The sequence below is a fragment of the Frondihabitans australicus genome, assembly GCF_003634555.1.
Classification (GTDB): Bacteria; Actinomycetota; Actinomycetes; order Actinomycetales; family Microbacteriaceae; genus Frondihabitans; species Frondihabitans australicus.
In genome coordinates, this window is sequence record NZ_RBKS01000001.1 from 3,101,964 (window position 1) to 3,127,174 (window position 25,211).

Here is a 25,211-nt window from a genome sequence, read left to right on the forward strand (position 1 = left end):
CCGGCGGACCTGTGGACAACTCGCCTGTGGCAGGCTGGTGCGTCATGGATACCGTCGCCGCGGCCGTCGAGCGGCTCGACCGACTCGCGGCCACCCCGCGCGTGCACGCGCTCGCCACCGCCTTCGAGAAGGCTGGCCACGAGCTGGCTCTCGTGGGCGGCCCTGTGCGCGACGCCTTCCTCGGCCGCGCTGTCAACGACTACGACTTCACGACGTCGGCGACGCCCGACGAGATCCTCGCGATCGTCACGCCCCTCGCCTCGGCGACGTGGGACGTCGGCCGTGACTTCGGCACTATCGCCGCCCGGGTCGACGGCGAGACGGTCGAGATCACGACCTACCGAAGCGACGTCTACGACGGTGAGACCCGCAAGCCCGAGGTGGCGTTCGGCGACACGCTCGAGGGCGATCTGATCCGCCGCGACTTCACCGTCAACGCCATGGCGCTCCGCCTGCCGCAGCGCGTGCTGGTCGACCCGTCCGGCGGCGTCGAAGACCTCCTCGCCGCCACCCTCAAGACGCCAGGAGCCGCGGAAGACTCCTTCCGCGACGACCCCCTCCGCATGATGCGCGCCGCCCGCTTCACCTCGCAGCTCGGGTTCACCGTGGCCGACGACGTGCGCCAGGCGATGACGGACCGCGCGCAGACCCTGTCAATCGTGTCGATCGAGCGGGTGAACGACGAGCTGTCGAAGCTGCTCAAGACCGACGACCCGGTGCCCGGCGTCCGGCTCCTGGTCGAGACCGGCATCGCCGCCCTCGTGCTGCCCGAGCTGCCCGCCACGATGCTCGAGCGCGACGAGCACCACCACCACAAGGACGTCTACGAGCACTCGCTCACCGTGCTGTCGCAGGCGATCGGCTACGAGAAGGAGCGACACCCGGGCGAGGCGCCCGATCTCACGCTCCGCCTGGCTGCCCTGCTGCACGACATCGGCAAGCCGACCACCCGCCGCCTGGAGCCGGGCGGCGTCGTCACCTTCCACCACCACGACGTCGTCGGTGCGAAGCTCGCGAAGAAGCGCCTCAAGGCCCTCCGCTACGACAACGACACGATCGCGTCGGTGTACCGGCTGATCGAGCTGCACCTCCGCTTCTTCGGCTACACCGAGGGCGGCTGGACCGACTCGGCCGTCCGCCGCTACGTGCGCGACGCCGGGCCCGAGCTCGAGCGCCTGCACATGCTCACGCGCGCCGACGTCACCACGCGCAACCGTCGCAAGGCCGACCGCCTCGGGTTCGCCTACGACGACCTCGAGCAGCGGATCGCCGAGCTCCGCGAGCAGGAGGAGCTCGACTCGCTCCGCCCCGACCTCAACGGCGACCAGATCCAGCAGATCCTCGGCCTCAAGCCGTCGCGCGAGGTGGGCGAGGCCTACCGGTTCCTGCTCGAGCTGCGCACCGACGAGGGGCCGCTCGGCGAGGAGGAGGCCACGCGGCGTCTGCTCGAGTGGTGGTCGGCCCGATCCTGAGCCCCTCGGGTGGTGGTCCGGCAAGCTTTCCCGTACTCTAGGAAGGTTGCTCGGGGCATCTCTGCCCTGCGCACATGCACATACCCTCCTGCTGCAGAGAGCCTGCGGCCGTTAAGTCCGAAGGAGGTGGGTTACGCATGCACCAGTACGAACTGATGGTGATCCTTGACCCCGAGATCGATGAGCGCACCGTCGCTCCGAGCTTGGACAAGTTCCTCAACGTCATCCGCAACGACGGCGGCACGATCGACAACGTCGACATCTGGGGCCGTCGTCGCCTCGCCTACGAGATCAAGAAGAAGAGCGAGGGCATCTACGCCGTCGTGAACCTGACCGCTGAGCCGGCGTCCACCGCCGAGCTCGACCGTCAGCTCGGTCTCTCCGAGGCCGTCCTCCGCACCAAGGTGCTCCGCGCCGAGGAGGGCATCGAGATGGTCGCCAAGGCCAAGAAGCTCGCCGACGAGAAGGCCGCCCGCAAGGCCGCTGCCCCGTCCAAGGCTCCTGCCGCCGCCGCCGCTTCGACCGCTTCGGCTGCCGAGTAGATCGTGGCCGGCGAAACCGTCATCACCGTCGTGGGCAACCTGACGGCCGACCCCGAGCTGCGCTACACGCAGAACGGCCTGGCTGTCGCGAACTTCACGATCGCGTCGACCCCCCGCACGTTCGACCGCGCGTCGAACGAGTGGAAGGACGGCGAGGCGCTCTTCCTGCGTGCCAGTGTGTGGCGCGAGTTCGCCGAGCACGTCGCCGCCTCGCTGACCAAGGGCTCCCGCGTCATGGCGCAGGGTCGCCTCAAGCAGCGCTCCTACCAGGACCGCGAGGGCCAGAACCGCACGTCCATCGAGCTGGAGGTCGACGAGATCGGCCCCTCGCTCCGCTACGCCACCGCTCAGGTCACGCGCGCCTCGTCGTCGCGTGACGGCGGCGGCCAGTTCGGCGGGGGCGCGCCCCGCCAGCAGGTCGGCGGCAACGGCGGCGGGGCTCCTGCTCAGTCGCAGGAGCCGTGGGGTCAGCCCGCCGGCAACGGCGGCTCGGCCGGTGGCTCGGGCGGCGATGTCTGGAGCACGCCTGGCGGCACCTACGACGACGAGACCCCCTTCTAGGCCTCGTCACCCCCTCTTCATCTTTTACTGAAAGCGAAAACCACAATGGCTGGAAAGAGCAGCGGCGACCGCCGCAAGCCCCTCCGCGGAAAGGGCGGCAAGAACGCCGCTCCCGCGAAGGCGATCCGCGTCGGCGTCATCGACTACAAGGACGTCGCGACCCTCCGCAAGTTCATCTCCGAGCGCGGCAAGATCCGCGCCCGCCGCATCACCGGCGTGTCCGTCCAGGAGCAGCGGCTCATCGCCCGTGCCGTCAAGAACGCGCGCGAGATGGCCCTTCTCCCCTACGCCGGCTCCGGCCGCTGATCGGCAGGGTTCTTCTCATGAGCAAAGTAATTCTCATCCACGAGGTCACCGGCCTCGGCTCGGCCGGTGACGTCGTCGACGTCAAGAACGGCTACGCCCGCAACTACCTCGTCCCCCAGGGCTTCGGCGTGCCGTGGACCCGCGGTGGCGAGAAGCAGGTCGAGCAGATCCGCTCGGCCCGCGCCACGCGCGAGCTCAAGACGATCGAGGAGGCGAAGGACATGAAGGCCCGCCTCGAGGCCGTCACGATCACGCTTCCCGTCAAGACGGGCCAGGGCGGTCGCCTGTTCGGCTCCGTCAAGCCCGCCGATGTCGCCTCGGCCGTCGAGGCCCAGGGCGTCGGCACGATCGACAAGCGCAAGGTCGAGATCCCGACCGCCATCAAGCTGACCGGTGACCACGAGGCCACCATCCGTCTGCGTGAGGACGTCGTCGCGACCATCGCCCTCAAGGTCGTCTCGGCCAAGTAGTACGGCTCTGCGGCCGCCTCGGCGGCCGTGAACCGACACCGGTAGCGGTGCGTGCTCAGGCACGTGCCGCTACCGGCGTTTAAGGGGCCAGACGGCAACGATTGCGCGGCGTTGTCTACTCGCGCGGGGGACACGCTGTCAAGAGTTTTGTGCACAGGATCGATGATCGCCGCACAACCTTCAACTGACTCTTTACACTACTTTGCCCACAATGGGTGTGGATTCAGAAATCCCTGGTCAGAGTGGGTTATGTCGCTCAAAAAACTTTGAAGTCCACAGTTTTATCCACAGTTGTCCCCAGACTTTCCCGGCGTTTCTCCCACATTCTCCACATCGTTATCCACAGGGGCATTTGGTGCGGTGGGGGTCATGTCCCTAGTGTGTGACAGCGCCCTTCAGGGGGGAGCGAAATCGTCGTTCGGGGGATTCAGCAGGGGCCTTCGAATCGGTGATTTCGTGCGCCCTCGCGGCGTGTTCCGCGGTTCCGCCGACGAGGGTGTCGGAGGGTGGCGGTAGACATCATTTCAGCAGCAACCCGTCCCCCGCCGTTTCAGGAGGCCACCGTGTCGATCGCCCATCTCGGACTCGCACCGAGCGACGCCGGCGACGCCCGGGGCGACTCGAACTACGAGGGTTCGGGGTCGGGCTACAACGGCGGATACGACCGTCGCACTCCCCCGCACGACCTCCTGGCCGAGCAGAGCGCGATCGGCGGCATGCTGCTGTCGAAAGACGCCACGGCCGACGTCATCGAGACGGTGCGCGCGGCGGACTTCTACCTGCCGAAGCACGAGGTCATCTTCAACGCGATCATGGGTCTGTACTCGCACGGCGAGCCGACCGACGTTATCGCCGTCACCGACGAGCTGACGAAGGCCGGCGAGCTGTCGCGGGCGGGCGGCGCGGAGTACCTCCACACGCTCACGGGGCTCGTGCCGACGGCGGCGAACGCGGGCTACTACGCCTCGATCGTGGCCGAGAAGGCGGTGCTTCGCCGCCTCGTGGAGGCGGGCACGCGCATCGTGCAGATGGGCTACGCGAGCGAAGGCGAGGTGCTCGACCTCGTCAACAACGCGCAGGCCGAGGTCTACAACGTCGCGGGTGGCGTGCAGACCGAAGACTACGTGCCGCTCACCGATGCGGTGACGTCGGCCATCGACGAGATCGAGGCGGCCGCCGGCCGCGACGGGCAGATGACGGGGGTGCCCACGGGGTTCGCGCAACTCGACGCGCTCACGAACGGCCTGCATCCTGGTCAGCTGATCATCATCGCGGCACGACCCGCGCTCGGTAAGTCGACTCTGGCGCTCGACCTGTGCCGTGCGGCGTCGATCAAGCACAACGAGCCCAGCGTCTTCTTCTCGCTCGAGATGGGCCGCTCCGAGATCGCCATGCGCCTCATGTCGGCCGAGTCGAGCGTGCCGCTGCAGAACATGCGCAAGGGCACCGTCGACGCCCGCGACTGGACCACCATCGCGCAGACCCGCGGCCGGATCAACGACGCCCCCTTCTACATCGACGACTCGCCCAACATGACCCTGGTCGAGATCCGGGCGAAGTGCCGTCGTCTCAAGCAGCAGGTCGGGCTCAAGCTCGTCGTCATCGACTACCTGCAGCTGATGACCTCGGGCAAGAAGGTCGAGAGCCGTCAGCAGGAGGTCTCGGAGTTCTCGCGTGCCCTGAAGCTCATGGCGAAAGAGCTGCAGGTGCCCGTCATCGCCCTGTCGCAGCTCAACCGTGGCCCCGAGCAGCGCGCCGACAAGAAGCCGGCGATCTCCGACCTCCGCGAGTCGGGTTCGCTCGAGCAGGACGCCGACATGGTGATCCTGCTGCACCGCGAGTCGGCCTACGAGAAGGACAACCCGCGTCAGGGCGAGGCCGACTTCATCGTCGCCAAGCACCGCAACGGCCCGACCGACACGATCACCGTTGCCTTCCACGGCATGTTCTCGCGGTTCGTGGACATGCCTTCGATGTCGTAGTTGTTGTCGATTCTCACGTTCGATTGCCAATTCTCACTTTCCGTTGCCAGACGAATTTTTGGCAAGAAATCGTGAGAAGTGCTTCGCGCTCGGGCTTCCACTCGGTATCGCGAGTTCTGTCGACGGGAAAAGAAATGGTCCTTCCCAGATGATGAGGTCCTGTTCGCGACGGATCGGACGGTTTAATGTGCCGGCCGAGTCGTCGTGGACGATGGCACACATTGAGTCGTTGGTCATCTCGTTTGTCAGATCGGTTGGTTGTCGTTGAGTCGGAGTCGATCTGACGTCGGTTTGATCGTTGTGTTTCGTGACTGGCTCAGGGCTACGTATGAGCTGAGTGATTCCGAGCTCGAGGCGATGTGGGCTCTTCCCTTCGATCCGCGTGACGTTTCGTCTTTCCTCGCCTATCTTTCGACGAGCGTCTCGAGTGACGGCCGCAGTCGGCTAACAGCCGCCGTTGCTCGCAATTTTCTTGACGCTGTTTTTATCGACAATGAAAGTAAGGGATTTTCCCGGCGAAGGCGCCCGGGTAGTCGGAATGGGCTACTCATGGAGCTTGGTCTGCTGCCAGCTACCGCGCCCGATTTTGAGCTTGGAGTGCTGAGGCCGGCGTTGAACGATGACGATTTACGAACGGTTCTGTCGAGCATGGCCAACGTGAGCGGCCGAGGAGCGCGAGGTGCCGTTGGTTGTTCAACGCTGATCTTGATGGCCAGAGCGACGGGGTTGGGCATGAGGCAGTTGTTGGCGGTCAGGCGAGAGCACATCAGGGCGTCCGACCGTGGGTTGTCTCTTGTCATATCGGGCTCTCAGGCAGTACCCCGGCATGTTTTCACCATCGATAGGGCTCCTATCCCGCTTGTCTGTACGCCTTGTGCCCTATCGAGGTGGTTCGCGGTATCGGCCAGTGCCATTAGTGATTCCGAGATCATCTCTGCAAAGAGGCGTGCCGCGTCCGACGTGCATCAGTGTTTTGACCTGGGTGTCTTTGCGTCCGCTGGTGGCAAGGTTTTTGATCGACTAGGTCGGGGGCATAATGGCGGATCCGGCAGCATCCGTGTGGCCACCGCGAGTCAGGCAGTCCATTGGCACTTGAATCGGGCGGGGCTTCAAGGTGGTCCTTACTCCCTCCGCTCGGTGATTCAAGGTGGGGTCTGTCAGGAATCTTGTGTAACTGCGTCGGCGTGACGTCCGCGGCCATCGGCTGCGGGATGGAGAAAATCACGCATGAGCAGAGACATTCGGTGGTCATCGTGCTTCCTCTCCTCTCGTTTTTGCCGTGAAGGCGACTCGTCGCCGCTAGGGCGGGAGGGTGTAACGCAACCCGGCAGAGGGGAGAGATTTGCGGCGAGAAACGCGGAGCGTGCGACCACGTGCCGATAATCTCGGAGGAGCCGGCCGCGCAGCGGCTTGCGAGGAGCCTGGACGTCCGTAAGCTGCCGAAGGCTTCACGGCAGAACAACGCGACCAATGGGCATGCAGCGCCGCGAGGTGCCTCCTCCGGAGCGCAGCGACTCACCCGGAGGGCGGAGCGGCCCGTGCGTCCGCCTCGACCCGGCGACGCTCTGGCTTTTGCTCGCAGGGATGGTCAACTGGCCCCTCGCTCTCACCCGAGTCGCTCGGGTGACGATCCGCACCGACGCCGATGCGCTAACCCGCCAACGGGCGCTCCTGGTCGAGTGTGCGCGCCGCATCTTCGGAGAGACCCCGCAATCTTCTGGCGCTGAGTCTTTCATCACTTACGATCTTGTTCGTTACGAACATGTTCGCTGCTCTTGGAGCATGAGCGATCCAGTACGTAGTCGTCGGGAGCGGCCCGCGAAGCCGGCGCTGTCCCGCAAGTGGATCGTCGACTCGACGATCCAGATCATGCGCACCGAGGGCCTGGAGAAGGCCACGATGCGTCGCGTCGCACAGGCGCTAGACACTGGCCCCGCGTCGCTTTACGTCTACGTCGCAAACACGACCGAGCTGCACGCCGCGGTTCTGGATGAGCTGCTAGGCGAGCTTCCTAACAGCGCCTCTGCTTCGACTGCCGGTTGGCGCGCACGACTCGAGGCCCTGCTGCACACGTACGCGGAGATCCTCTTCACACACCCAGGCCTCGCACGGTCCGCGCTTGTGCTTCGCCCATCTGGCCCGAACGCACTGGCGCTTTTCGATGCCGCCCTTGGTCTGCTGATCGAGGGCGGCATCGAGCCGGCCCGTGCGGCATGGGGTGCGGATGTGCTCCTGCAGTTCGTGACCGCGACGGCAGCCGAGCTCAGCGCTCCTGCCCCTGCCGATGTCATCGCCGCCGACGAGCACACACGCTCGGAATCGTTGGCGGCCGCGGTCCGGAGCGCCTCGGCTCTCACGACCCCCCACCTTGTCGCCAACGCCAGCGCAGTGCTGAGCGGCGACCCCACGCAACGGTTCGCCTGGACGGTGGACGCGCTGCTCGTGGGTATCGCCGTGACCCCGACGCCCGCCACCCACTCCACGGCGTCCTGATCAGCGCGCCCGACTCGTGAAAGGAATCACCTCATGACCATGCATTACCCCATTGCCATCATCGGCGGCGGCCTCGGCGGTCTGACTGCCGCCCGCGTGCTGCACGCCAACGGCATCAATTCCGTGGTGTTCGAACTCGAACCGAACCGCGGAGCGCGCGTGCAGGGCGGAATGCTCGACATCCACGACTACAACGGCCAAAAAGCCATCCACGCCGCTGGCCTGTGGGAGCCGTTCACCAAGATCATCCACCCGGGCGGCGAGTCCGCGCGCGTGCTGGATCACACGGGTGCCGTCCAGACCGAGGAGCCCGACGACGGAACTCTGAGCCGCCCCGAGGTCGATCGCGGCGACCTCCGCACCCTGCTCCTGGACTCCCTCCCTGAGGACACGATCCGATGGGGCCACATGGTCGCCGCTGTCCGGCCAGTCGAGGGCACCGTTGGCAGGCACGAGGTCGAATTCGCTAACGGGGAGAAGATCACCACCGATCTGCTCATCGGCGCCGACGGCGCCTGGTCGAAGGTCCGCCCCGTGGTGACCGTCGAGGCGCCGTTCTACGTCGGTATCTCATTCATCGAGGCCGACCTTTTCAACGGCGCGGTCGATCATCCCGCTGAGGCTGCTGCGATGGGCCCGGGAATGCTGTTCGCATTCAAGGACGACACCGGCATGCTCGGCCACCTCGAGACCGACGGGACGCTTCACGTGTACCTGGGCGTACGAGTCGATGAGTCCTGGGCGGACAGCATCGACTTCGGCAACACCGATGCCGCAAAGAGGGCCGTCCTCGCGCTGATCGAGGGATGGGACAAGGGCCTGCGCGGCCTGATCGGGAACGCCGACACCCCGCTGATCCCGCGACGAATCGACGCTCTGCCCGTCGGCATCAACTGGGCCCGCTCGCCAGGAGTGATGCTGCTCGGCGACGCCGCGCACCTGATGTCACCCTTCGCCGGCGAGGGCGCGAACCTCGCCATGTATGACGGCTCAGAACTCGCCCTCGCGATCGCCGCCCACCCCGGCGACACCGAGGCAGCACTGGCCGCCTACGAGGCCGCCCTGTTCCCCCGCTCCCAGGCAGCCGCGGCCGAGTCCGCGAAGATGCTGGAAATGCTGTTCCAGCCCGGCTCGCCCAAACAGCTCGTCGAGTTCTTCCACTCCATGAGGCCCGGGAGTCTGGAAACCGACGCTCCCGAGGCGCACTAGCCCGCACGACGCGCAACAGACAGAAGAAGGGGAAAGACATGATGAAGATCGCCGTCATCCTTGCCAGCACCCGGCCGGGTCGCACCGGCGAAGCCGTCGCCCGCTGGGTGATGGACAACGCCGTCACCCCCGGCGACGCCGACTACGAACTTGTCGACCTTGACGACCACACCCTCCCCGACCTCGATGAGCCGGTACCGCCGGCCGCGGGGCTATACGCCGCGCCGCACACGCTGGCGTGGGCCGAGGTCGTGGGCCGCTTCGACGGGTACGTGTTCGTCACCCCCGAGTACAACCACTCCTTCCCCGGCAAGCTGAAGAACGCACTGGACCGGGTATGGGCGGAGTGGAACAACAAGGCCGCCGGTTTCGTCTCCTACGGCGCCGACGGCCGGGTCCGCGCCGTCGAGGCGCTGCGCCCCGTGTGCGCGACCCTGCGCATCGCCGACGTCGGCCCGGCTGTCGCGCTCACCGCGCGAGACGACTGGGACGGATTCGGCGGCCCGTTCACGCCGCGCGACTTCCAGCAGCAGAACCTCGCCGGTGTGCTCGACGCCGCCGTGTCGTGGTCCACCGCGCTCAGCACCATCCGTAACACCAGCGACCGTTCCTGAACACGCCCCGGCCGGGGCACGTCCTCAGCTCCCCCGGCCGGCACCAAAGCGCCGGCTGACTGAGATTCCGATGAAGCGGTTCCGCCTAGGGAATGAGCGCGAATTTACCGCCGGGGTGCTGGCCGGCGAGCAGTTCCAGCGCTGCGCGCGCGTCGGCCAACGGGAAGGTTCGTGAGACCGGGACCACCAGCTCGCGACGGGCGGCGAGCTCGACGAGGTGGGAGCGGACTTCGTCGCGGAACCGGACGCTGTCGGGAATATTGCCGCCGACGACCTGATACCCGTCGCGCGCCATACGGGAGAATCCGGCGATGCTGACGACCCTGGAGGGGTCGGGGGTGAGGGCGAGGGACACGTCGAGTGCTTCGTCGGTGCCGACGTTGTCGTAGGCGGCATTGATGGCATCCCTGCCTGCGGCCTCGGCGAGGCGCTCTTGGAGTCCGGTGCCGTAGGCGAATGGTTCGCCGCCGAAGCGGCGAATAAGGTCGAAGTTGTTCTCGCTCGCTGTTCCGAGGATGCGCACACCGAAGGGCCGAAGTTGTTGCAGCAGGCTGACCCCGACGGCGCTGGAGGCGCCGTGCACGATCACGGTGCCGCCTGGCTCCGCTCGACGACGCGGAGCATGTCGGCGGCGGTCGCACCGACGAGGAACAGGTTCGCCGCCGCCGGGAAGCTCAAGGCGTCGGTTTTGGCGAAGACGTCGGAGGCGTTCACATTCAACACGGACGCGTATGCGCCGGGGACCCTGTAGGCGAGCACCGCGTCGCCGATTGCGCCGCCGCCGGATCCGATCTGGGTGTCCGGGCCGATCGCGGTGATGATCCCGGCGAGCTCGTTGCCGATCGGGAGGGGCAGCAAGGCCGGGTCGCTCTCACCGAGGAGGCCTTTGAACTCGGTCGGGTTCATCCCCACGGCGCGCACCTCGATGGTCACCTCTCCGGTCTCGGGGGCGTCGACCTCCTCGTCGCTTTCCTGTAATCCGTCAAAGCTGCCGAGCCGTGTTGCGATCCATCTCGTGGCCATGTGTTCATTCTCCAGTTGTTGTCGGACCTGCCGGTGGTGTCAGCCGCGCTCGTGGGCTGTTCCTGTTAGCTCAGGTAGCGGTCGAAGTGTCGGATGGCGGCCTCGGTCGACAGCTCGAACTGCGTGTTGTAAGGCGAGAAGTGGCCACCGTCCATTAGGACGAGTTCTTTCGGCTCCCCAGCGCCGGTGTATGCGGCGAGGGCCAGGTCGGTGGGTGCGACGTCGTCGTGGGTGGCGACGAGCATCATCAGCGGGGTCGGGGCGATCCGCGGAACCCAGATGCTGGGTTCGTATGCGCGGGCACGACGGTTGGATTGCACCGTCATCGCGTTCTCCCACAGCCCATCGGGCAGACCTTGTCGTGGGTGCAGGTACATCTGGATCGCTTCTGGTTGCCGGTACTGTGCGTTCACCGCTGGGTCGTCGCTGACGAATGCCTGCATCCGTGGGGCTTCGCCGTTCAGCTGCGCGAGCTCGTCGGCGGCGAAGATCGCCTCGACCCGAGCCACCTGGTCGGGTGCGACGCGGCGCAGGCCGCTCTGGTATCCGCTGATCGTGGGGACCTGCGCGAAGACGGCTTTGAGGCGCCGGTCCGTGGCGGCGAGGACGAGGGCGTGACCGCCGGCGTAGCTGGTGCCCCAGATTCCGACGCGGTTGGCGTCGACCTCGTCGCGGGCTGAGAGGTAGGTGGTCACCCGCCGCCAGTCTTCGATCTGCTGATCGGGGTTGATGTCGTGTCGCGGTGTGCCGCCGCTGTCGCCGAAGTTGCGGTGGTCGTGCAGGAGGACCGCGTACCCGGCGTTGCTGATCCGTTCGGCGATCGGTGCGATGTCGTGGTAGCGGGTTCCGCCGAAGCCGTGGGCCATGGTGATGCCTGCTGCGGGACGGTCCCCGTCCGGGAGATACAGCCAGGCGGCCAGCGTCACGCCGTCGGGCAGGGGGATGGTCACATCAAGTCGTTCGCTCACGATCGTGCTCCTTTGGTGGTCGGTGTCGAGGGGTGAGGGATTGACCCCCTCGATCACGTGTTGAGAAAAAGCGGATGCTCAGCTGTCCCGGGCAGGGTCCGCACGCACCTCAGCCGGCGCAGACGGTGGGGTGTGGCTTGGCGGAGCGAATAGTGCGGTCAAGGCGAGGGCGGCGATCGCCGCGGCGATGACGACGAGCAGGTACCCCTCGGTGGTGGCCACCAGCCCGAGGCGGGTGGCCGCGAAGCCAGCGGCGACTGCGGGGGCGCTGAAGGCGAAGTAGCAGAGGATGTACACCGCTGCGATCACGGCCCCGCGGTGCTCGGCGCGTGCCCATCGGGCGACGGTTCCGAAGCTGGCGACGGAGATCGCACCGAACCCGATGCCGGCCAGGAGCGTGCCGATCACAGCGAAACCGGTCGTGTCGGTACGCACGCCGAGGAAGGCTGCCACCCCACCGGCGCCGACAACAATCGCGGCGGGAGCACCGAGCCGTTCCAGCGGGACGCGGGCCAGCGCGAGTGACGTGAACGCGGCGATGCCGCAGAAGATCGTGATGACGACCGCGCCGGCAAGATGGTTCCGGTAGCCGAAGACCGTTTGCGCTATGGAGGGGCCGAGCGAGAAGTACAGGCCGCCGAGCGCCCACGCAGCCAACAGGGCGGGGATGATTGGTGTGAGACGTCGCCTCATCTCGGCCTGGATGCCCACGCGCGGGACAAGGCTGGGAACTGCGCCAGCGCGACGGGCGACGGTGTCCGGCATCCGGGCGATGGCGACCGCGGCGACGATGAGGCAGGCAAGAGTCACCGCGTAGACCAGTCGCGTCGGGGCGGGAGCGTATTCGGCCAGAGCGCCGCATCCCAACGCCCCGAGGGCTAGGCCGACGCTCGGCGCGATGGAGTTGATGAGTCCGGCACGGCCTTTGCGGTCCTGCGGGGCGAGGTCGACGAGGCTTGCGCCCATGGCGGAGATCGCGGTACCGGTCGCGACGCCCTGGATGAGCCTGGCCACGCAGAGCGCGGCGGTGTCTCCGGCGGCGAGGAAGACGATCATCGAGATGATCTCGAGGGCGATCGCGGCCAACAGCACGGGGCGACGGCCGATGTGGTCGCTGAGTCGTCCGACGGTGAGGAGCGCCGCGAGCAGCCCGACCGCGTAGATGGCGAAGATCACCGTGAGGGTGGCTGAGGAGAAACCCCACTCTCGTTGGTAGATGACGTACAGCGGCGACGGGGCGCTCGACGCGGCGGGAAACAGGGCCACCAGGATGGCGACGACCACGAAGAACAACGGGTGCCGCCTCGTTGCGGCGGTTGAGCTCAGCGCCTGCGTCATTGCCGTTCCCTTCTCGTTCGTGATGTACGCCCGCCCAGGCGGAGTGGATCGTGTGCGTGGCGGCCGCTACCGGCCGAGGAGCGCCGCGGAGAGCGTCCAGAGACGGTCGGCGTTCTCGCGGTCGATTGCATAGGGGGCGAGACCGGCGCGGTAGTCGTTGTTGTCGGTCACGATCGTGGCCGGGTTGCAGTCCTCGTAGTACCAACCGGTGACGCCGTCTGCGAGCGGTGACGCGGCCAGGAACACTGCTGTTGCGGCTCCCTGCGCCACGGTCTTCCATCCGGGTGGGGCGACGTCGCGGTTGGGATCGAACCCGCCGAGACGGCGGGCGAGCTGGTCCGGATCCATGCTGCGTTGAAAGTTCGTGTATGTCGGGCCCGGCATCGCCGCATTCGCCGTGATCCCGTCGCCCGCCCAACGCCGGGCCGCTTCCACACCGAACAGGATGTTTGCGGTTTTCGACTGGCCGTAGGCGAGCAGGTCTGTGTACTGGCGGTAGCGGAAGTGGATGTCGTCGAAGACGACCGGTGAATACAGATGTCCGGAGGAGCTCAGGGTGACGATCCGGCCACCGCGCACCGAGAGGTGGTCGTGCAGTCCGGCGGCGAGGGCGAAGTGGCCCAGGTGGTGTGTCGCGAACTGCTTCTCCCAGCCCTGCGGGGTTCGTTGCAGGGCTGGGATCAGGGCGCCGGCGTTGTTCACGAGGATGTCGAGAGGGCCGGTCCAACCGGCCGTGAACGCGTTCACCGACGCCAGGTCCGCCAGATTCACGTGCGCGACCTGCACCTGAGCGTTGCCGGTCGAGGCGCGGATCAATTCCGCGTGTTGCTCGCCGGCTGCCTTGTCCCGTACCGCTAGGGAGACGGCGGCTCCCGCGGCGGCGAGGGATCGAGCGATCTCTGTGCCCAGCCCAGACGACGCCCCGGTGACAACAGCGCTCTTCCCGCCGAGATCGACCCCGGAAAGGACTTCTGCGGTGGTCGTCGCGAAGCCGTACGGCGTGGAGTTGGGACTGGCGGTCACGAGCAGACGCTTTGGCTGCGCGTGCGCGCGGTTAGTGCGGGACCGTTCGGCGCTGCCTGCATCGGGGATCGCACTGGCGCTAGTCCTGATGTGCCGCGAAGAAGGCGCCGATGGCGGCGGCCGTCGCTCCGGTGGCTTGCAGGTGCGGGTGGTGCCCCGCGCCAGCGATGGTCTGGGTTATGGCGTGTGCGAACCGGGGTGCGATGGCGGATTCCACGAACGCGGGGTTGGAGACTGGGTCGTGCTCGCCCGCGAGGAGAAGGACCTTGCCTTCGAACCGGCTGGTGGTCTCCCCGGCAGGGTGGCCTTCGGCGAAGGCGTCGCAGTATTGCTGGAGGGTGTCGGCGGGCACGGCGAGAGCGTCCGTGGTGAGCGCTTGACCGCCGTCGCCGAGCTCGGCGAACACGTCGAGCTGGGAATGCAGTAGTTCGCCGGCGTCGATGGCGGGTGCTGGCTGCCCGGGTGCGTGCGCTCCGCCGAGCGGGATCGGATCAATCAGAATGAGGCGTTCGACCAGTTCTGGGCGGCTGATCGCAGCAAGTTCGGCGATCTGAGATCCCATGCTGTGCGCGATGATCGTGGCCGGTTTGCCGACGGCGTCGATCACCGCGGCGACGTCCGTGGCGGCGGCCTCGATCGCATACGGCGTGGCCGCTCCTGTGCGAAGCCCCGAGCCGGGCAGGTCGATCCGAACCACCTCGCGGTCACTCTGGGCGAGCTCCTCTGCGAGGGCATCCCAGGAGGCGGTCGTTTCAGCGAAGCCGGGGATGTACACGGTGGCGGCGGGGCCGTCGCCCTCACGGGTGAACGTGACCGGTGTGCCGGTGGCGGTGGTGACGGTTGCGGTGGCCATAACGCCCTCTCTTTCCAGTGCTCTCGGGACCCCGGGTTGGGTGAGCCCGGTGAATCTCAGTGGTGGTGGGCTTGGCCGGCATCGACGAAGAGTTCGCTGCCGGTCATGCCGGAGCTCGCGTCGGAGAGCAGGAACAGGGCCGCGGCGGCGACCTCGGACGGCTCGATAAGCCGATTGAATAAGGTTTCCGCGGCGAGCCCCGCCAGGAGCCCGGAGGGGTCTGCGCCGTCGGACAGCCCTGCTAAGCCCGGGGTACGGGTGGGGCCGGGGACGATGTCGTTGACCCGGATACCGCGCGGTGCGAGCTCGGTCGCCCAGGTGCGGGTCAGGGTCGCCAGCGCCGCCTTGCTCGCGGAGTAAAGGCCGAAGTTCACCAGGCCGCCCGGGGCGGCGGTCGAACCGGTGGAGACGATCGAGGAGCCTTCGCCGAGGAGTGGCAGCGCTTTCTGAATGGTCAGGATCGCGCCGCGGACGTTCGCGGCCAGCGCGGCGTCGATGTCGGCCGCGGTCACGGTCTCCAGGGACGCGAACCGTCCTCCGCCGGCGTTGACGACCAAGCCGTCCAGGTGACCGTGGGTCTCCGTGATGCGGGCGAACAGCGCGTCCAAATCGGCTTCCTCGGCGGCGTCGGCGCGGATTCCGACGGCGCTGGGGTCGAGGCTCACGGCCGCGTCCTTAAGGGCTTGTTCGCGGCGGCCCGTGATGATGACGGTGCCGCCAGCGGCGACGAGAGCGGATGCGATGCTGAAGCCGATGCCGGCGGACGCGCCGGTGACGAGGATGGTCTTACCGGTGAAGGTGGCGGATTCCATGGTGCCTTTCACGTACGCGCACAGGTGCGCTAGGTCAGTAAGCGAGGCAGACCGGACGTTGCCGTCGCGGTCGGCCGGGCAGGTTGGTGATTCGGGGCATTGAATGCGTCGGGTCCTGCCGCGACCGACCCCCTCGGCCACGGAGAACGCGCGACCGTCGGTGGCGAGGTAGGCGTAGCAGCACGTGCGCAGACGACCTCGACCATCGAGATATGGGGTCCGGCCGATTGAGCTGAACAGTCGGCGATATCCACGTGTCAAGACTGCAACTTGCCCCGCATCGCGTCCAATGATTTCTTCTGCTAATGCTCAGCATCAAATCTGATGAGCGTTTGAGCCGTCCTGCGGATTCGCCGTCGCGACCCCTCCAGCGCTTGGGTGCAGGCCCTCTGACGCCCGCGTGCGGCCGCTGCACTATTCGCCCATAGTTCGGAGGCAACGGCCTTTCTGTCCATCCGAGGGCGTCGCCGGGCAGGCCAGTGCGTCAGCGTGCTCGTCCTCGTTTCTCGGCGCGTCTCGAACCCGATGTCGGCCCTACCCTCTGTCGGGTCGACCGATCCGACGTGCGCGGGAGCCCTCAGGCCAATCCATCAGTGTCGGCCACCGAGAGAGGCGCCATCGTGTTTTCCAGGATGCGAACAAATGCCTGGAGGGGCTGCGATGCTCGCCGTCCCGTCGGCGTGCCAAACATCAGTCGCCAGATCAGCGACACCCCGGAAACGTCGAGCACCACCAGATCGTTCGGGATGAGATCGTCGCTGAGGAACCCGATGCCGATGCCTTGACGGATAAATTCGCTGGCTGTTCCCACATCGGGGACCTCCAGCGACACTCGACGGGTGAGGTGGGCTGCCGCGAAGGCGTCGTCGATGATGGTGCGGTTGCCGTAGCCGACGGGCGAGTCGACGAAGCTCTGGTCGACGAGTTGCTCGAGGACGACGGAACCGGCGCCGGCGAGGGGATGATCCGGGCTGACCACGAGGTGCAGAACTTTGCGGGAGATCTCGACGAGGTGCAGCCCGGCGGGGGTCGGCCCCGAATACGCAAGGAAGGCCGCGTCGATCTCCCGCGCGAGGATCTGTTCGATCAGCCCGCGAGATCCCCCGGCCGACGCTCTCAGGCGCACTTCGACACCGGGGTGCGCTTTCCCGAGCTCCGCCAGCATCCGGGGCAGGTCGATGAAGGTAGCCGAGCGCATCATCCCGATCGTGAGAAGCCCCGCGACGCCGTCCGCGGCGGCCGCGACGAGTTCCTTGGCCTCACGGGCGGCATCGAGGGTCGCTCGAGCCGCGGGAAGGAAGACCGTTCCGGCACCCGTGAGAGCGACCGGGTGCACGGTCCGATCGAATAAGGGGCTGCCGAGTTCGGCCTCCAACCGACGGATCGTTGCGGAAACACCGGACTGCACGACATGCAGGTCGCGAGCGGCCTGCGAGAAGCTCGATGTCTCGGCGACCGCGACGAAGTACTCGAGCTCGCGCAGTTCCATTCTCAAACACTATCACTCTGGATGATGATGTCGAGCAGCATAAATCGTTGGACATGATGCGAGCTGTCCGTGACCCTGGAGCCATGACCATCACTGATATGACCCCGCGCCGGCGAGGGATGCTCCTGGCCTTGTGCTGTGTGAGTGTTCTCCTCGTCGGCATCGACATGACTGGCGTCAACGTCGCCCTCCCCGCGATCGGCTTGCACCTCGGAGCGTCCGTCACTGGCCTGTCGTGGGTCGTTGATGCGTACACCGTGACACTCGCTGCCCTCCTGCTGTTCTCCTCGTCGTCGGGCGACCGCTTCGGCCGACGCAAGGTGTTCCTCATGGGCCTGGGCGTGTTCGTGATCGGGTCGGCGCTCTGCGCGATCGCTCCGACGCTGTCGTGGTTGATCGTGTTCCGGGTCCTCCAGGCCCTGGGCGCGTCGGCGTTGAACCCGGTGGCCATGGCGATTCTCGGCACCGTCTACACGAAGCCGGCCGACCGTGCTCGCGCCCTCGGCATTTGGGGCGGAGTGATCGGGCTGTCGTTGGCCCTCGGCCCGATCGTCGGCGGAGCCCTCGTCGACTCGCCCCTCGGCTGGCGGTGGATCTTCGTCATCAACGTGCCGATTGGCATCGCCACCATCATCATGACACTCCGGATCATCCCTGAGTCGAAAGCCGCCTTCGCCCGTCGCTTCGACCTCGCTGGTCAGATCTTCGTCGCTCTGGGGCTTGCCAGCCTGACCTTCGGCATCATCGAGGGGTCGAGCCTCGGCTGGTCGTCGGCGCCGATCCTGGTCGCCTTCCTCGTCACCGCCCTCTGCCTCGTCGGGATCCTGTTCTACGAGCCCCGCCGCTTCGAACCCCTGATCGAGATCGGCTTCTTCCGAAGCTTCCCCTTCAGCGCATCGAGCATCATGGCTGTCCTCTCGTTCGCCGCGCTGGGCTCGTTCCTGTTCCTCAACAGCCTCTACCTCCAGCAGGGCCGCGGCTTCACCGCGTTCGGCGCCGGCCTTCTCGTCATGCCGCTGGCGATCGTCGCGATCTTCTTCGGCCCGATCTCGGGCAGGATCCTGGCCCGCCACGGTGCCCGTATCCCCTTGATCGTCGCCGGCATCGGCATCGGCGGCACCGGTGCCCTCCTCGCTTTCATCGATCAGAGCACGCCGACATGGTGGCTCCTCATCGCCTACACGGTCATGGGCTTCGGCAACGCCGCCGTCGGAGCACCGATCTCGCAGACCGCGGTCGCCGGAATGCCCAGAGAGCGCATCGGCATCGCCACCGGCATCAGCTCCACCAGCCGGCAGGTCGGTGCGACCCTCGGCGTCGCCATCGCCGGCGCCGTCCTCGCAGGCCACGCAGGGCATGGGACGACGATCGCTGAGCACACGCACATCGGGTGGATCATCAACGCCGGTTACGGTGCAGTCATCCTCGTCATCGGGCTTCTCTCGACGACGAAGTGGGCGCACGCCTCAGCGCACGCGGTCTCTGATGCCCTGACCACGGAACCGCCGCTGACTGGCCCCGTCCCTGAAGTCCAGCAGGCCTGACATTCGCGACGCCGCAAGGCGACACGCGTACCAGAAAGCCGGATGTGTGGGGCGGCGGGACGCACGCATCCTAGGACGCGGGCTCAGGAGAGGTCGTGCGAAGCATAACGACGCAGACACGGGAGGAACTCGACCGCATGGATGCACCCGGAGAGCCGAGCGACGCGGTGACGTTGATCACTGTTCTGGGCCCGGTGCAAGCGTGGCGTGGCGGTATCAAACTGGATCTCGGCTCCCCGCAGCAGCGGGGCGTGCTCGCTGCCCTCGTCCTGGCATCTCGCCGATCGCTGACGGCTGATGGCCTCATCGACTCGGTCTGGGGTGAGGATCCGCCGCGGACGGCAAGGGAAACCATTCGGACCTACGTGTCGCGACTCAACCGCGTTCTCGCGCCCGTGACGTACTCACGGATGATCCGGTTCGAATTGGGTCGTTACCAGCTCGACACGACCAGCATCACGACGGACCTCGACCGATTCCGGAACCTTGTCACGGCGGCTTCGGAGGCTCGGACGTCAGACGACTCCGAGGCCGCCTCGCAGCATCTGCGGCACGCCGCGGCTCTTGCGCAGGGCCCCGCTCTCGTCGGCGCCACCGGCCACTTCGTCGACTCCGCGCGGCAGCGCCTGATGGATCTCGTCGGCTCCGTAGTGGAAAATGCCCTCGCCCTCGACATCGAACTGGGCCGCTTCGAGGACGCAGGATTCGAGCCCGCCATCGCCGTCGGAGACCGACCCGCGAGCGAACGGCTCGTTGAGCTTCGCATGACGGCGCTCAGCTACCAGGGCAGACGAGCCGAGGCCCTCACACTTTTCGATGAGACGAGAAGGCAGCTGCGCGAGGACTTCGGTATCGACCCCGGGGCACGTCTGCTGCACTTGCACCAGGAGATCCTGCGCGGCCTCGTTGAACCAGCGCCCGATCACAACATGACACCCGTCGGCACGCCGGCGGGGTCCCAGGAGAGGCTGCCTCCTGTCCCGCTGCCCGCGAGGACCACCACATTGGTCGGCCGCCGCAATGAACTCGCCATGATCACTGCCGCCCTCACCGACAGCGTTTCACCCGCGGTGGTGGGGGTCACCGGTCTCGGTGGCATGGGCAAGACGGCGTTGGCGATCCACGCAGCACACCTCGTCCGTAGCGAGTTCAGCGACGGACAGATCTTCCTCGACCTCGGAGATGCTGCTGCGGGAGATGAAATTGCCGGGCGGCTCCTGCAATATCTCGGCGTCCCGCCCGATCGGCAGCCGCCCTCCGCGGCGGGCAGGCTCGCCCTGTGGCGCACCCTCGTCGACGGGAAGCGCCTGCTCCTCATCCTGGACAATGTCACCACACCCGAGCAGGTGCACGCTGTCCTACCGTCGAGGCCAGGGAGTGCTCTCCTGTTCACCACCTGGCGTCGCCTGCCGGCCGTGACAGGGGCGCATTGGGTCGCAGTCGGCCCGCTGTCAGGGCCAGAATCGGTCGTGCTCCTACGGACGGTCAGCGGAACATCCCGTGTCGAGACCGAACGCGACGCCGCCCTCGAACTCGCTGCCGCCTGCAGCGGCCACCCGCTGGCCCTCCACGTCGCCGGTGCGCGGCTGCTCGCACGCCCGAACTGGTCCATCGCGCGCCTCGTCGAGGAACTCCGCGACGATCTCGACAACCCCAAGGTGATGAAAAGCGACTGCAAGATCGTCGACGCGCCGATCGTCGCCACCTTGGAACGCATCGGCGACACGACGGCGTCGGCCTTCAGGATCCTTGCCCTCAGCGACCGGCTCGGCGTGACCGTCGCCAGCGCGTCGGCCCTTCTCGACCTCGACGAACGATCCACCGTCGGTGTCCTGGAGGAGCTCGTCGACGCGCACCTCATGCTCGCCGTCTCGGACATCGCGTATTCGCATCTCACCCTTGCTCGTGCCTATGCCCGGCGGCAGGCGTGGCAGATCGAAGGCCCTGAGGCGTGCCGGGAGGCGCAAAGCAGGCTCTGGGCTTCCCGGCACATCTCGCGTCCGTTGCAGGATCGAGGGGAGGTCGATCAGCCGATCAGGATCGTCGGGTCGCCCGAGAACCAGGCGTTGTCGATGAGAAGCGTCTGAATTCTCCAGGAGTCGCGCGAGCGGACGAGCTCCGCCTGGTAGCGGTTCATCATCAGGGCCTGACGCGTCTCCTCCGGCTTCGGCCCGTGGCCCGGCAGGTAGTGCTGCGCCTGTGCGTAGCAGGTCAGCGTCGCTGTGTCGCCGGTGATGGCAACTCGGACATTGGAGATCCGGTGACTGGTGTCGAGTGGGCCGACGGCGGGCAGGAGACCGCCCATGATCGTCGAGCGAGGCGTGAGCGGCGGGAACTCGTATCCGATTTTCGCCATCGCGAGCGAGAGGTCGACCGTGGCGTCCTCGGTGAGCGCCGACTCGAGCAGGTCGGCGTCGCCGAAGTCCAATCCTGCCGTGTAGCGGTGGATCGCGTCGACGATCTGGTTCTCGTCGACGAGGGCTTGGAGCTTCGCCTCCGTGGAGGCGTTCTTGGGGATGGTGATGAGGGTCATGGGATTCCTTGCGTTGTGGTTGAGCGTCAGGTGGAAGGCGTGATGTTGTGGTTCAGGCGGAACGTGTTTTTCGGGTCGAAGCGGCGCTTGAGGGTCCTGAGTCGGTCGAAAGCGTCGTCGCCGTACGCGGCCGCGACGAGTTCCGGCGTCACATCGGAGCTGGCCATGAAGTTGAGGTACGTCTTTCCGGTGCTCCACGGCTGAAGGCTCCGGATGAAACCGTCGGCGTATGCCATGGCCGGTACCAGGTCGTTGGGCATGCCGATGGCGACGATCCAGAACGCGAACCGGGCGTCGCGGTTCCCGACTGCGGAGACGAAGCCGCCGTCGTTGGCGAGTGCGCCGCCCAGGTGGCGGAGCTCGACGAACTGGACGGGGCTCTCAGCGTCGGGGCCGGCCCATTCGAGAAGAGTCGAGATTGTCTCGTCGGACAGCTCGGTGAGCAGGTCGGTTCGCTCGAGGAACGGCGCACCTTCTGTGGGGTCCGAGTGGATCGACGCGAAGTCGGTGTAGGGCAGCTCCGCGAGGGTGTCGACCATCACGGGGGCGGCGGTCCGCAGAGGTTCGACGAACGCCTGCCAATCGACGTCCGTTCCGAGCCCGGCGATCCGAACGTGGATCACGAAGGCGCCTTGCAAGAACTCTGGAACGAATGGGAGAGGCGGAAGTCGGAGCAGGGCGATCGATGTCGTCGCCTCGGCGGGGGCCGACGCAGTCAGCCGTGCGTATGCGTGGAGCACGGCTTCGGCATGCGCGCCGGCGAAGAAGAGGCCACCGCCGAAGAGCGTGGGCAGCGGAAACAGGTCGAACTCCATCGCCGTCACGATGCCGAAGTTGCTTTTGCCCCCGAGGAGGGCACCGAAGAGGTCGGCGTTCTCCGTCGGGGTGGCCCGCACCATCTCACCTGAGGCCGTGACGACATCGAGACGACGCACGTGGTCGGAGGCCCACCCTCGCGAACGTCCCATCGTCGGGCTCAACCCGCCGCCCAGGGTGAACCCGACGACCCCGACGAGGGGGGACGAGCCGTTCAGCGGCGCAAGTCGCACGGCGGCGGCGGCTTCGACGACAGCTCCCCAGCGGGCTCCCGCGCCGACGGTCGCGGTTGCCTCTTTCTGGTTGATCGCGACCGATGCCATCCGTGACGTCGTGATCAGGAGGGCGTCGTCGAAGGTCGTCGTGGCCTGGTGCCCCGTCGCCATGACGGCGACGGGCAGGTCGTGGCCCGTCGCGAAGAGGACCGCTGCCTGGATGTCGGCGGCGCTGGCCGCAACGACGATGAGGGCAGGGCGGTGTGCTATCGCGGAGTTATACCCAGACGACTGGGCCGTGTAATCGGCGTCTCCGGGGACGAGGACGTCGCCGTCGATCGTGGCGGCGAGCCGCTCGATGTCATGGGCTGTTATCCCTGTGGGCACAATGGGTCTCCTCGGTGTGGGGTCATTGGCGACTCCCCTACTTCACCGGACGGCCGTTGCAACGTCGTTGACGAAACGTTGACGCCCTTCAGCCCTGGCGCAGGGCTCGACGCTCGATGCTCGCTGCGTAGTGCGGTGTCTCGACGTGGTTGTGGGCATCGGAGGCTTCCTGGCGTGCGGCGGCGGCCTGCTCAAGGGGAATACCGTGGGCCTCGTAGAACGCGAGTCCGTCCTCGGTCGGGTGTGCGATGACGCTGTTGCTGAAGCGGGCGGTCCCGTCGCCGTTGTCGGTGACCCGGAGTTCCCAGATGCCTTGCGAAGTGGTCCAGCCGTTTGCGGTCAGGGCATCGGAGATCGAGACGAGTCGCAGGTGGTCCTTCTCGAAGATGTCGTGGACAGCGTGCTGGATGGTCAGCGTCGTGCCGATCATCTCGACGTTCAGGGTCTCTGATCGCCCATCGTCGGTCACCCCATGGGCGCAGGCCTTGTGCTCCCCTGGTGCGCAGCGCTGGTACTCCTCGTCGGTGAGGTTCCGCAGCCAATCGGCGAGGTCGATCTGGTCGAACGGCGCGGTGATCGTGGCATACACGGTCGAGTCGGAAAGGACGATATCGGAGCGAACGGTGGTGTCAGTCATGCATCCAGGGTCAAACGCTCCCGCCTATCGAGTCCAACGATTTCTCCTGCTGGAAGCCATCACTTTTTGTCCTACCGATACGAGCGCGTCCGCTGTGCATCATCGTTGTTCGTGCTTCGGTTCAGCACAATTCATCGTTGGACGTGCTGACCGTGAGAGCGGAAAGTAACTGAAGGAGATCGACTCTCCGATCTTCTTTCCCGGAAGGAGCCGCCGAGATGGCGAGCATCAATCACGACCCAAGCCGTTTCCAATTCGCGCCGCTCACCACCTCCCGTTGGTCCTCCGACGATCCGGCGAATGAGTTCGATGTCGACAACCCCGCGACCGGTCAGGTCATCACCCGGGTCGCCGGAAGCAGCGCAGCCGAGGTTGACGCCGCAATCGATGCGGCCCATGCCGCGTTCACGGGCGGTTGGCGAAACACGACGGCTGCCGAGCGAAGCGCGCTTCTGGCCCGGTGCGCCGACGCCCTCGAAGCACACGCCGACGAGCTCGCGGAGATCCTGACGGCCGAGAACGGCAAGCCCTTAGCCGATGGCCGGTTCGGGGACGTGCAGTTCCTCCTCGACATCTTCCGCTTCTACGCCGGCATCGTCGACAAGATCCCGAGCGACTTCTTCGAAGTCGGGCCGGTGTACGCCTCCACCGTCTTGGAGCCGTTCGGAGTCGTCGGGGCGATCATTCCCTTCAACTGGCCCCCGATTCACACCGGCGGCAAGGTCGCGGCGGCCCTCGCCGTCGGCAACACGGTCGTGGTCAAGCCGGGCCCCCAGTCACCGCTCACCATCATGCGCATCATCGACATCATCAGCGAGGTCCTGCCGGCAGATGTCGTCCATGTCATCCCGGGCGGAGCGGAGCCCGGTCGGGCCCTCGTCGCCAACCCGCTGGTCAGGAAGATCTCCTTCACCGGATCAACGCGAGGCGGTATGGCCGTCGCCGCCGCCGCCGCAGCGAACGTGACCCCGGTCACGCTCGAGCTCGGTGGAAAGAACGCGTTCGTCGTCTTCGACGACGCCGACCTCGACCTGGCCGTCCGCAATGCCCTCGAAGGCGGCTTCTTCAATAAGGGAGAAGCGTGCACAGCCGCCTCCCGTGTGCTCGTACAGCGCGGTATCGCCGACGAATTCACCAAGCGGCTCGCAGACGGGGTCCGGTCCCTGCGCGTGGGCGAAGGGATCGACCCGAAGACCGTGGTCGGCCCGGCCGTCTCGCGTGACCAGCAACAGCGCGACCTGGACTACATCCGCATCGGCGAGGAAGAAGGCGCCACGATCGTCGCGCAGGCGAACCTGCCGGCCGATGACCGCCTCTCCGACGGGTTCTGGGTTCCGCCGACCCTCTTCGCCGGGGTGACCAGAACGATGCGCATTGCCCAGGAGGAGATCTTCGGCCCCGTGCAGACCATCAACGTCTTCGACACCGAAGACGAGGCAGTCGACATCGTCAACGAATCGCCGTACGGTCTCGTGGCCGCGGTCTACAGCCAGGACCAGGCGACAGCGTTCCGCGTGGCACGGCGCATGGAAGCCGGGATGGTGCACGTGAACAACTACCACCGGTGGCCGCTGACGACCCCGTTCGGCGGCGTCAAGCACAGCGGCTACGGTCGCGAGCACACGATGGCGACGCTTCAAGAATTCGGCGCCGTCAAGATGATCCGCTTCCCCACCGGGCTCACCGAGCTGCCTTCCTGGCGAGGGACCGTCGAGGTGTTCGGCCATACGGGAAGCGTGCCGATCGGCTGACGCCAAATGCGTCGCGCTCAAGCCCTGGCGCAAGCGTCAGGGAACCCTCCCGTGATCAAGCGGTCAGTCATCGCCGTCTTCACGCCGGCGCAGGCGCACCTTCAGGCTCGCGTCGTCTGTCAACGCCCGCGCAGCTCCTGGCTCAGCTTCTCCAGGGGCAGGTGCGCCGGCCG

At 66.7% G+C, this 25,211-nt stretch carries 23 protein-coding genes; 12 read left to right on the plus strand and 11 right to left on the minus strand.

The genetic code is table 11. The features are described 5' to 3' along the window. The first annotated feature begins 44 nt into the window (after positions 1–44). From C8E83_RS14775 to C8E83_RS14815, 9 genes are all read left to right on the plus strand, one after another. Positions 45–1,472 (plus strand): CCA tRNA nucleotidyltransferase, encoded by a 1,428-nt coding sequence (locus C8E83_RS14775; RefSeq protein WP_121370622.1) that lies wholly within the window; start codon positions 45–47, stop codon positions 1,470–1,472. 137 nt (positions 1,473–1,609) lie between these two features. Next, on the plus strand, positions 1,610–2,014 hold the full coding sequence (gene rpsF, locus C8E83_RS14780; protein WP_121370624.1) for a 30S ribosomal protein S6: 405 nt from the start codon (positions 1,610–1,612) through the stop codon (positions 2,012–2,014). A gap of 3 nt (positions 2,015–2,017) precedes the next feature. Continuing rightward, positions 2,018–2,575, plus strand: coding sequence for a single-stranded DNA-binding protein (locus tag C8E83_RS14785; protein WP_121370626.1), 558 nt, complete (start codon positions 2,018–2,020; stop codon positions 2,573–2,575). 45 nt (positions 2,576–2,620) lie between these two features. Further along, positions 2,621–2,881, plus strand: coding sequence for a 30S ribosomal protein S18 (gene rpsR / locus C8E83_RS14790; protein ID WP_055964231.1), 261 nt, complete (start codon positions 2,621–2,623; stop codon positions 2,879–2,881). Positions 2,882–2,898: 17 nt separating this feature from the next. Beyond that, positions 2,899–3,351, plus strand: coding sequence for a 50S ribosomal protein L9 (rplI, locus tag C8E83_RS14795; protein ID WP_121370628.1), 453 nt, complete (start codon positions 2,899–2,901; stop codon positions 3,349–3,351). A 563-nt stretch (positions 3,352–3,914) separates the two neighbouring features. Beyond that, entirely contained in the window at positions 3,915–5,333 is a 1,419-nt protein-coding gene (dnaB, locus tag C8E83_RS14800; RefSeq protein WP_121370630.1) for a replicative DNA helicase, read from the plus strand. Positions 5,334–6,956: 1,623 nt separating this feature from the next. Then, positions 6,957–7,826 carry a TetR/AcrR family transcriptional regulator gene (locus C8E83_RS14805; protein WP_245981693.1) on the plus strand — a complete coding sequence of 290 codons (870 nt, stop codon included), beginning with the start codon at positions 6,957–6,959 and terminating at the stop codon, positions 7,824–7,826. Between the two features lie 33 nt (positions 7,827–7,859). Next, a complete protein-coding gene (locus C8E83_RS14810; protein WP_121370631.1) occupies positions 7,860–9,035 on the plus strand; it encodes an FAD-dependent oxidoreductase in 1,176 nt (391 codons plus the stop codon). A gap of 38 nt (positions 9,036–9,073) precedes the next feature. Further along, positions 9,074–9,649, plus strand: coding sequence for an NADPH-dependent FMN reductase (locus C8E83_RS14815; protein WP_121370633.1), 576 nt, complete (start codon positions 9,074–9,076; stop codon positions 9,647–9,649). Between the two features lie 85 nt (positions 9,650–9,734). On the opposite strand, the gene C8E83_RS19930 is transcribed toward C8E83_RS14815, so the two are convergent. The 8 genes from C8E83_RS19930 to C8E83_RS14850 form a co-directional block, all read right to left on the minus strand. Next, the gene (locus tag C8E83_RS19930; protein WP_245981695.1) at positions 9,735–10,238 is read right to left on the minus strand and encodes a zinc-binding dehydrogenase; all 504 of its coding nucleotides are present in this window, start codon (positions 10,236–10,238) and stop codon (positions 9,735–9,737) included. Then, entirely contained in the window at positions 10,235–10,672 is a 438-nt protein-coding gene (locus C8E83_RS19935; protein WP_245981697.1) for an alcohol dehydrogenase catalytic domain-containing protein, read from the minus strand. The genes C8E83_RS19930 and C8E83_RS19935 overlap by 4 nt, the downstream gene beginning before the upstream one ends. 65 nt (positions 10,673–10,737) lie before the next feature. Then, positions 10,738–11,640 carry an alpha/beta hydrolase gene (locus tag C8E83_RS14825; RefSeq protein WP_121371929.1) on the minus strand — a complete coding sequence of 301 codons (903 nt, stop codon included), beginning with the start codon at positions 11,638–11,640 and terminating at the stop codon, positions 10,738–10,740. Between the two features lie 78 nt (positions 11,641–11,718). Beyond that, positions 11,719–12,978 (minus strand): MFS transporter, encoded by a 1,260-nt coding sequence (locus tag C8E83_RS14830; protein WP_121370635.1) that lies wholly within the window; start codon positions 12,976–12,978, stop codon positions 11,719–11,721. Between the two features lie 66 nt (positions 12,979–13,044). Next, on the minus strand, positions 13,045–14,001 hold the full coding sequence (locus C8E83_RS14835; protein ID WP_121370636.1) for an SDR family NAD(P)-dependent oxidoreductase: 957 nt from the start codon (positions 13,999–14,001) through the stop codon (positions 13,045–13,047). Positions 14,002–14,080: 79 nt separating this feature from the next. Beyond that, a complete protein-coding gene (locus C8E83_RS14840; protein WP_121370638.1) occupies positions 14,081–14,854 on the minus strand; it encodes an alpha/beta fold hydrolase in 774 nt (257 codons plus the stop codon). A gap of 56 nt (positions 14,855–14,910) precedes the next feature. Beyond that, entirely contained in the window at positions 14,911–15,666 is a 756-nt protein-coding gene (locus C8E83_RS14845; RefSeq protein WP_121370640.1) for an SDR family NAD(P)-dependent oxidoreductase, read from the minus strand. Between the two features lie 577 nt (positions 15,667–16,243). After that, positions 16,244–17,155, minus strand: a complete 912-nt coding sequence (locus tag C8E83_RS14850) for a LysR family transcriptional regulator (protein WP_121370642.1) — start codon at positions 17,153–17,155, stop codon at positions 16,244–16,246. A gap of 83 nt (positions 17,156–17,238) precedes the next feature. Between C8E83_RS14850 and C8E83_RS14855 the strand changes: the two genes are divergently transcribed. Beyond that, entirely contained in the window at positions 17,239–18,699 is a 1,461-nt protein-coding gene (locus C8E83_RS14855) for a DHA2 family efflux MFS transporter permease subunit (RefSeq protein WP_121370644.1), read from the plus strand. A gap of 137 nt (positions 18,700–18,836) precedes the next feature. Further along, complete coding sequence (locus tag C8E83_RS14860) at positions 18,837–20,786, plus strand: AfsR/SARP family transcriptional regulator (RefSeq protein ID WP_147430193.1); 1,950 nt, start codon at positions 18,837–18,839, stop codon at positions 20,784–20,786. Here C8E83_RS14860 and C8E83_RS14865 read toward each other — a convergent pair. The 3 genes from C8E83_RS14865 to C8E83_RS14875 form a co-directional block, all read right to left on the minus strand. Beyond that, positions 20,726–21,232, minus strand: coding sequence for a nuclear transport factor 2 family protein (locus C8E83_RS14865; protein ID WP_121370648.1), 507 nt, complete (start codon positions 21,230–21,232; stop codon positions 20,726–20,728). The genes C8E83_RS14860 and C8E83_RS14865 overlap by 61 nt on opposite strands. A 26-nt stretch (positions 21,233–21,258) precedes the next feature. Further along, on the minus strand, positions 21,259–22,650 hold the full coding sequence (locus C8E83_RS14870; RefSeq protein ID WP_121370650.1) for an FAD-binding oxidoreductase: 1,392 nt from the start codon (positions 22,648–22,650) through the stop codon (positions 21,259–21,261). An 88-nt stretch (positions 22,651–22,738) separates the two neighbouring features. Next, on the minus strand, positions 22,739–23,287 hold the full coding sequence (locus tag C8E83_RS14875) for a hypothetical protein (RefSeq protein ID WP_121370652.1): 549 nt from the start codon (positions 23,285–23,287) through the stop codon (positions 22,739–22,741). Positions 23,288–23,505: 218 nt separating this feature from the next. Here C8E83_RS14875 and C8E83_RS14880 point away from each other — a divergent pair, with 218 nt between their 5' ends. After that, a complete protein-coding gene (locus tag C8E83_RS14880) occupies positions 23,506–25,038 on the plus strand; it encodes an aldehyde dehydrogenase family protein (RefSeq protein WP_121370654.1) in 1,533 nt (510 codons plus the stop codon). Positions 25,039–25,211 lie beyond the last annotated feature (173 nt).

Excerpts from the sequence above, each read along its gene's own strand:
- C8E83_RS14860 (WP_147430193.1), top strand. The coding sequence starts at position 18,837 with ATGGATGCACCCGGAGAGCCGAGCGACGCGGTGACGTTGATCACTGTT.
- C8E83_RS14880 (WP_121370654.1), top strand. The coding sequence starts at position 23,506 with ATGGCGAGCATCAATCACGACCCAAGCCGTTTCCAATTCGCGCCGCTC.
- rplI (WP_121370628.1), top strand. The coding sequence starts at position 2,899 with ATGAGCAAAGTAATTCTCATCCACGAGGTCACCGGCCTCGGCTCGGCC.
- C8E83_RS14865 (WP_121370648.1), bottom strand. The coding sequence starts at position 21,232 with ATGACCCTCATCACCATCCCCAAGAACGCCTCCACGGAGGCGAAGCTC.
- C8E83_RS19935 (WP_245981697.1), bottom strand. The coding sequence starts at position 10,672 with ATGGCCACGAGATGGATCGCAACACGGCTCGGCAGCTTTGACGGATTA.
- C8E83_RS14810 (WP_121370631.1), top strand. The coding sequence starts at position 7,860 with ATGACCATGCATTACCCCATTGCCATCATCGGCGGCGGCCTCGGCGGT.
- C8E83_RS14850 (WP_121370642.1), bottom strand. The coding sequence starts at position 17,155 with ATGGAACTGCGCGAGCTCGAGTACTTCGTCGCGGTCGCCGAGACATCG.
- C8E83_RS14775 (WP_121370622.1), top strand. The coding sequence starts at position 45 with ATGGATACCGTCGCCGCGGCCGTCGAGCGGCTCGACCGACTCGCGGCC.
- C8E83_RS14875 (WP_121370652.1), bottom strand. The coding sequence starts at position 23,287 with ATGACTGACACCACCGTTCGCTCCGATATCGTCCTTTCCGACTCGACC.
- rpsR (WP_055964231.1), top strand. The coding sequence starts at position 2,621 with ATGGCTGGAAAGAGCAGCGGCGACCGCCGCAAGCCCCTCCGCGGAAAG.
- rpsF (WP_121370624.1), top strand. The coding sequence starts at position 1,610 with ATGCACCAGTACGAACTGATGGTGATCCTTGACCCCGAGATCGATGAG.
- C8E83_RS14815 (WP_121370633.1), top strand. The coding sequence starts at position 9,074 with ATGATGAAGATCGCCGTCATCCTTGCCAGCACCCGGCCGGGTCGCACC.
- C8E83_RS14845 (WP_121370640.1), bottom strand. The coding sequence starts at position 15,666 with ATGGAATCCGCCACCTTCACCGGTAAGACCATCCTCGTCACCGGCGCG.
- C8E83_RS14840 (WP_121370638.1), bottom strand. The coding sequence starts at position 14,854 with ATGGCCACCGCAACCGTCACCACCGCCACCGGCACACCGGTCACGTTC.
- C8E83_RS14830 (WP_121370635.1), bottom strand. The coding sequence starts at position 12,978 with ATGACGCAGGCGCTGAGCTCAACCGCCGCAACGAGGCGGCACCCGTTG.
- C8E83_RS14855 (WP_121370644.1), top strand. The coding sequence starts at position 17,239 with ATGACCATCACTGATATGACCCCGCGCCGGCGAGGGATGCTCCTGGCC.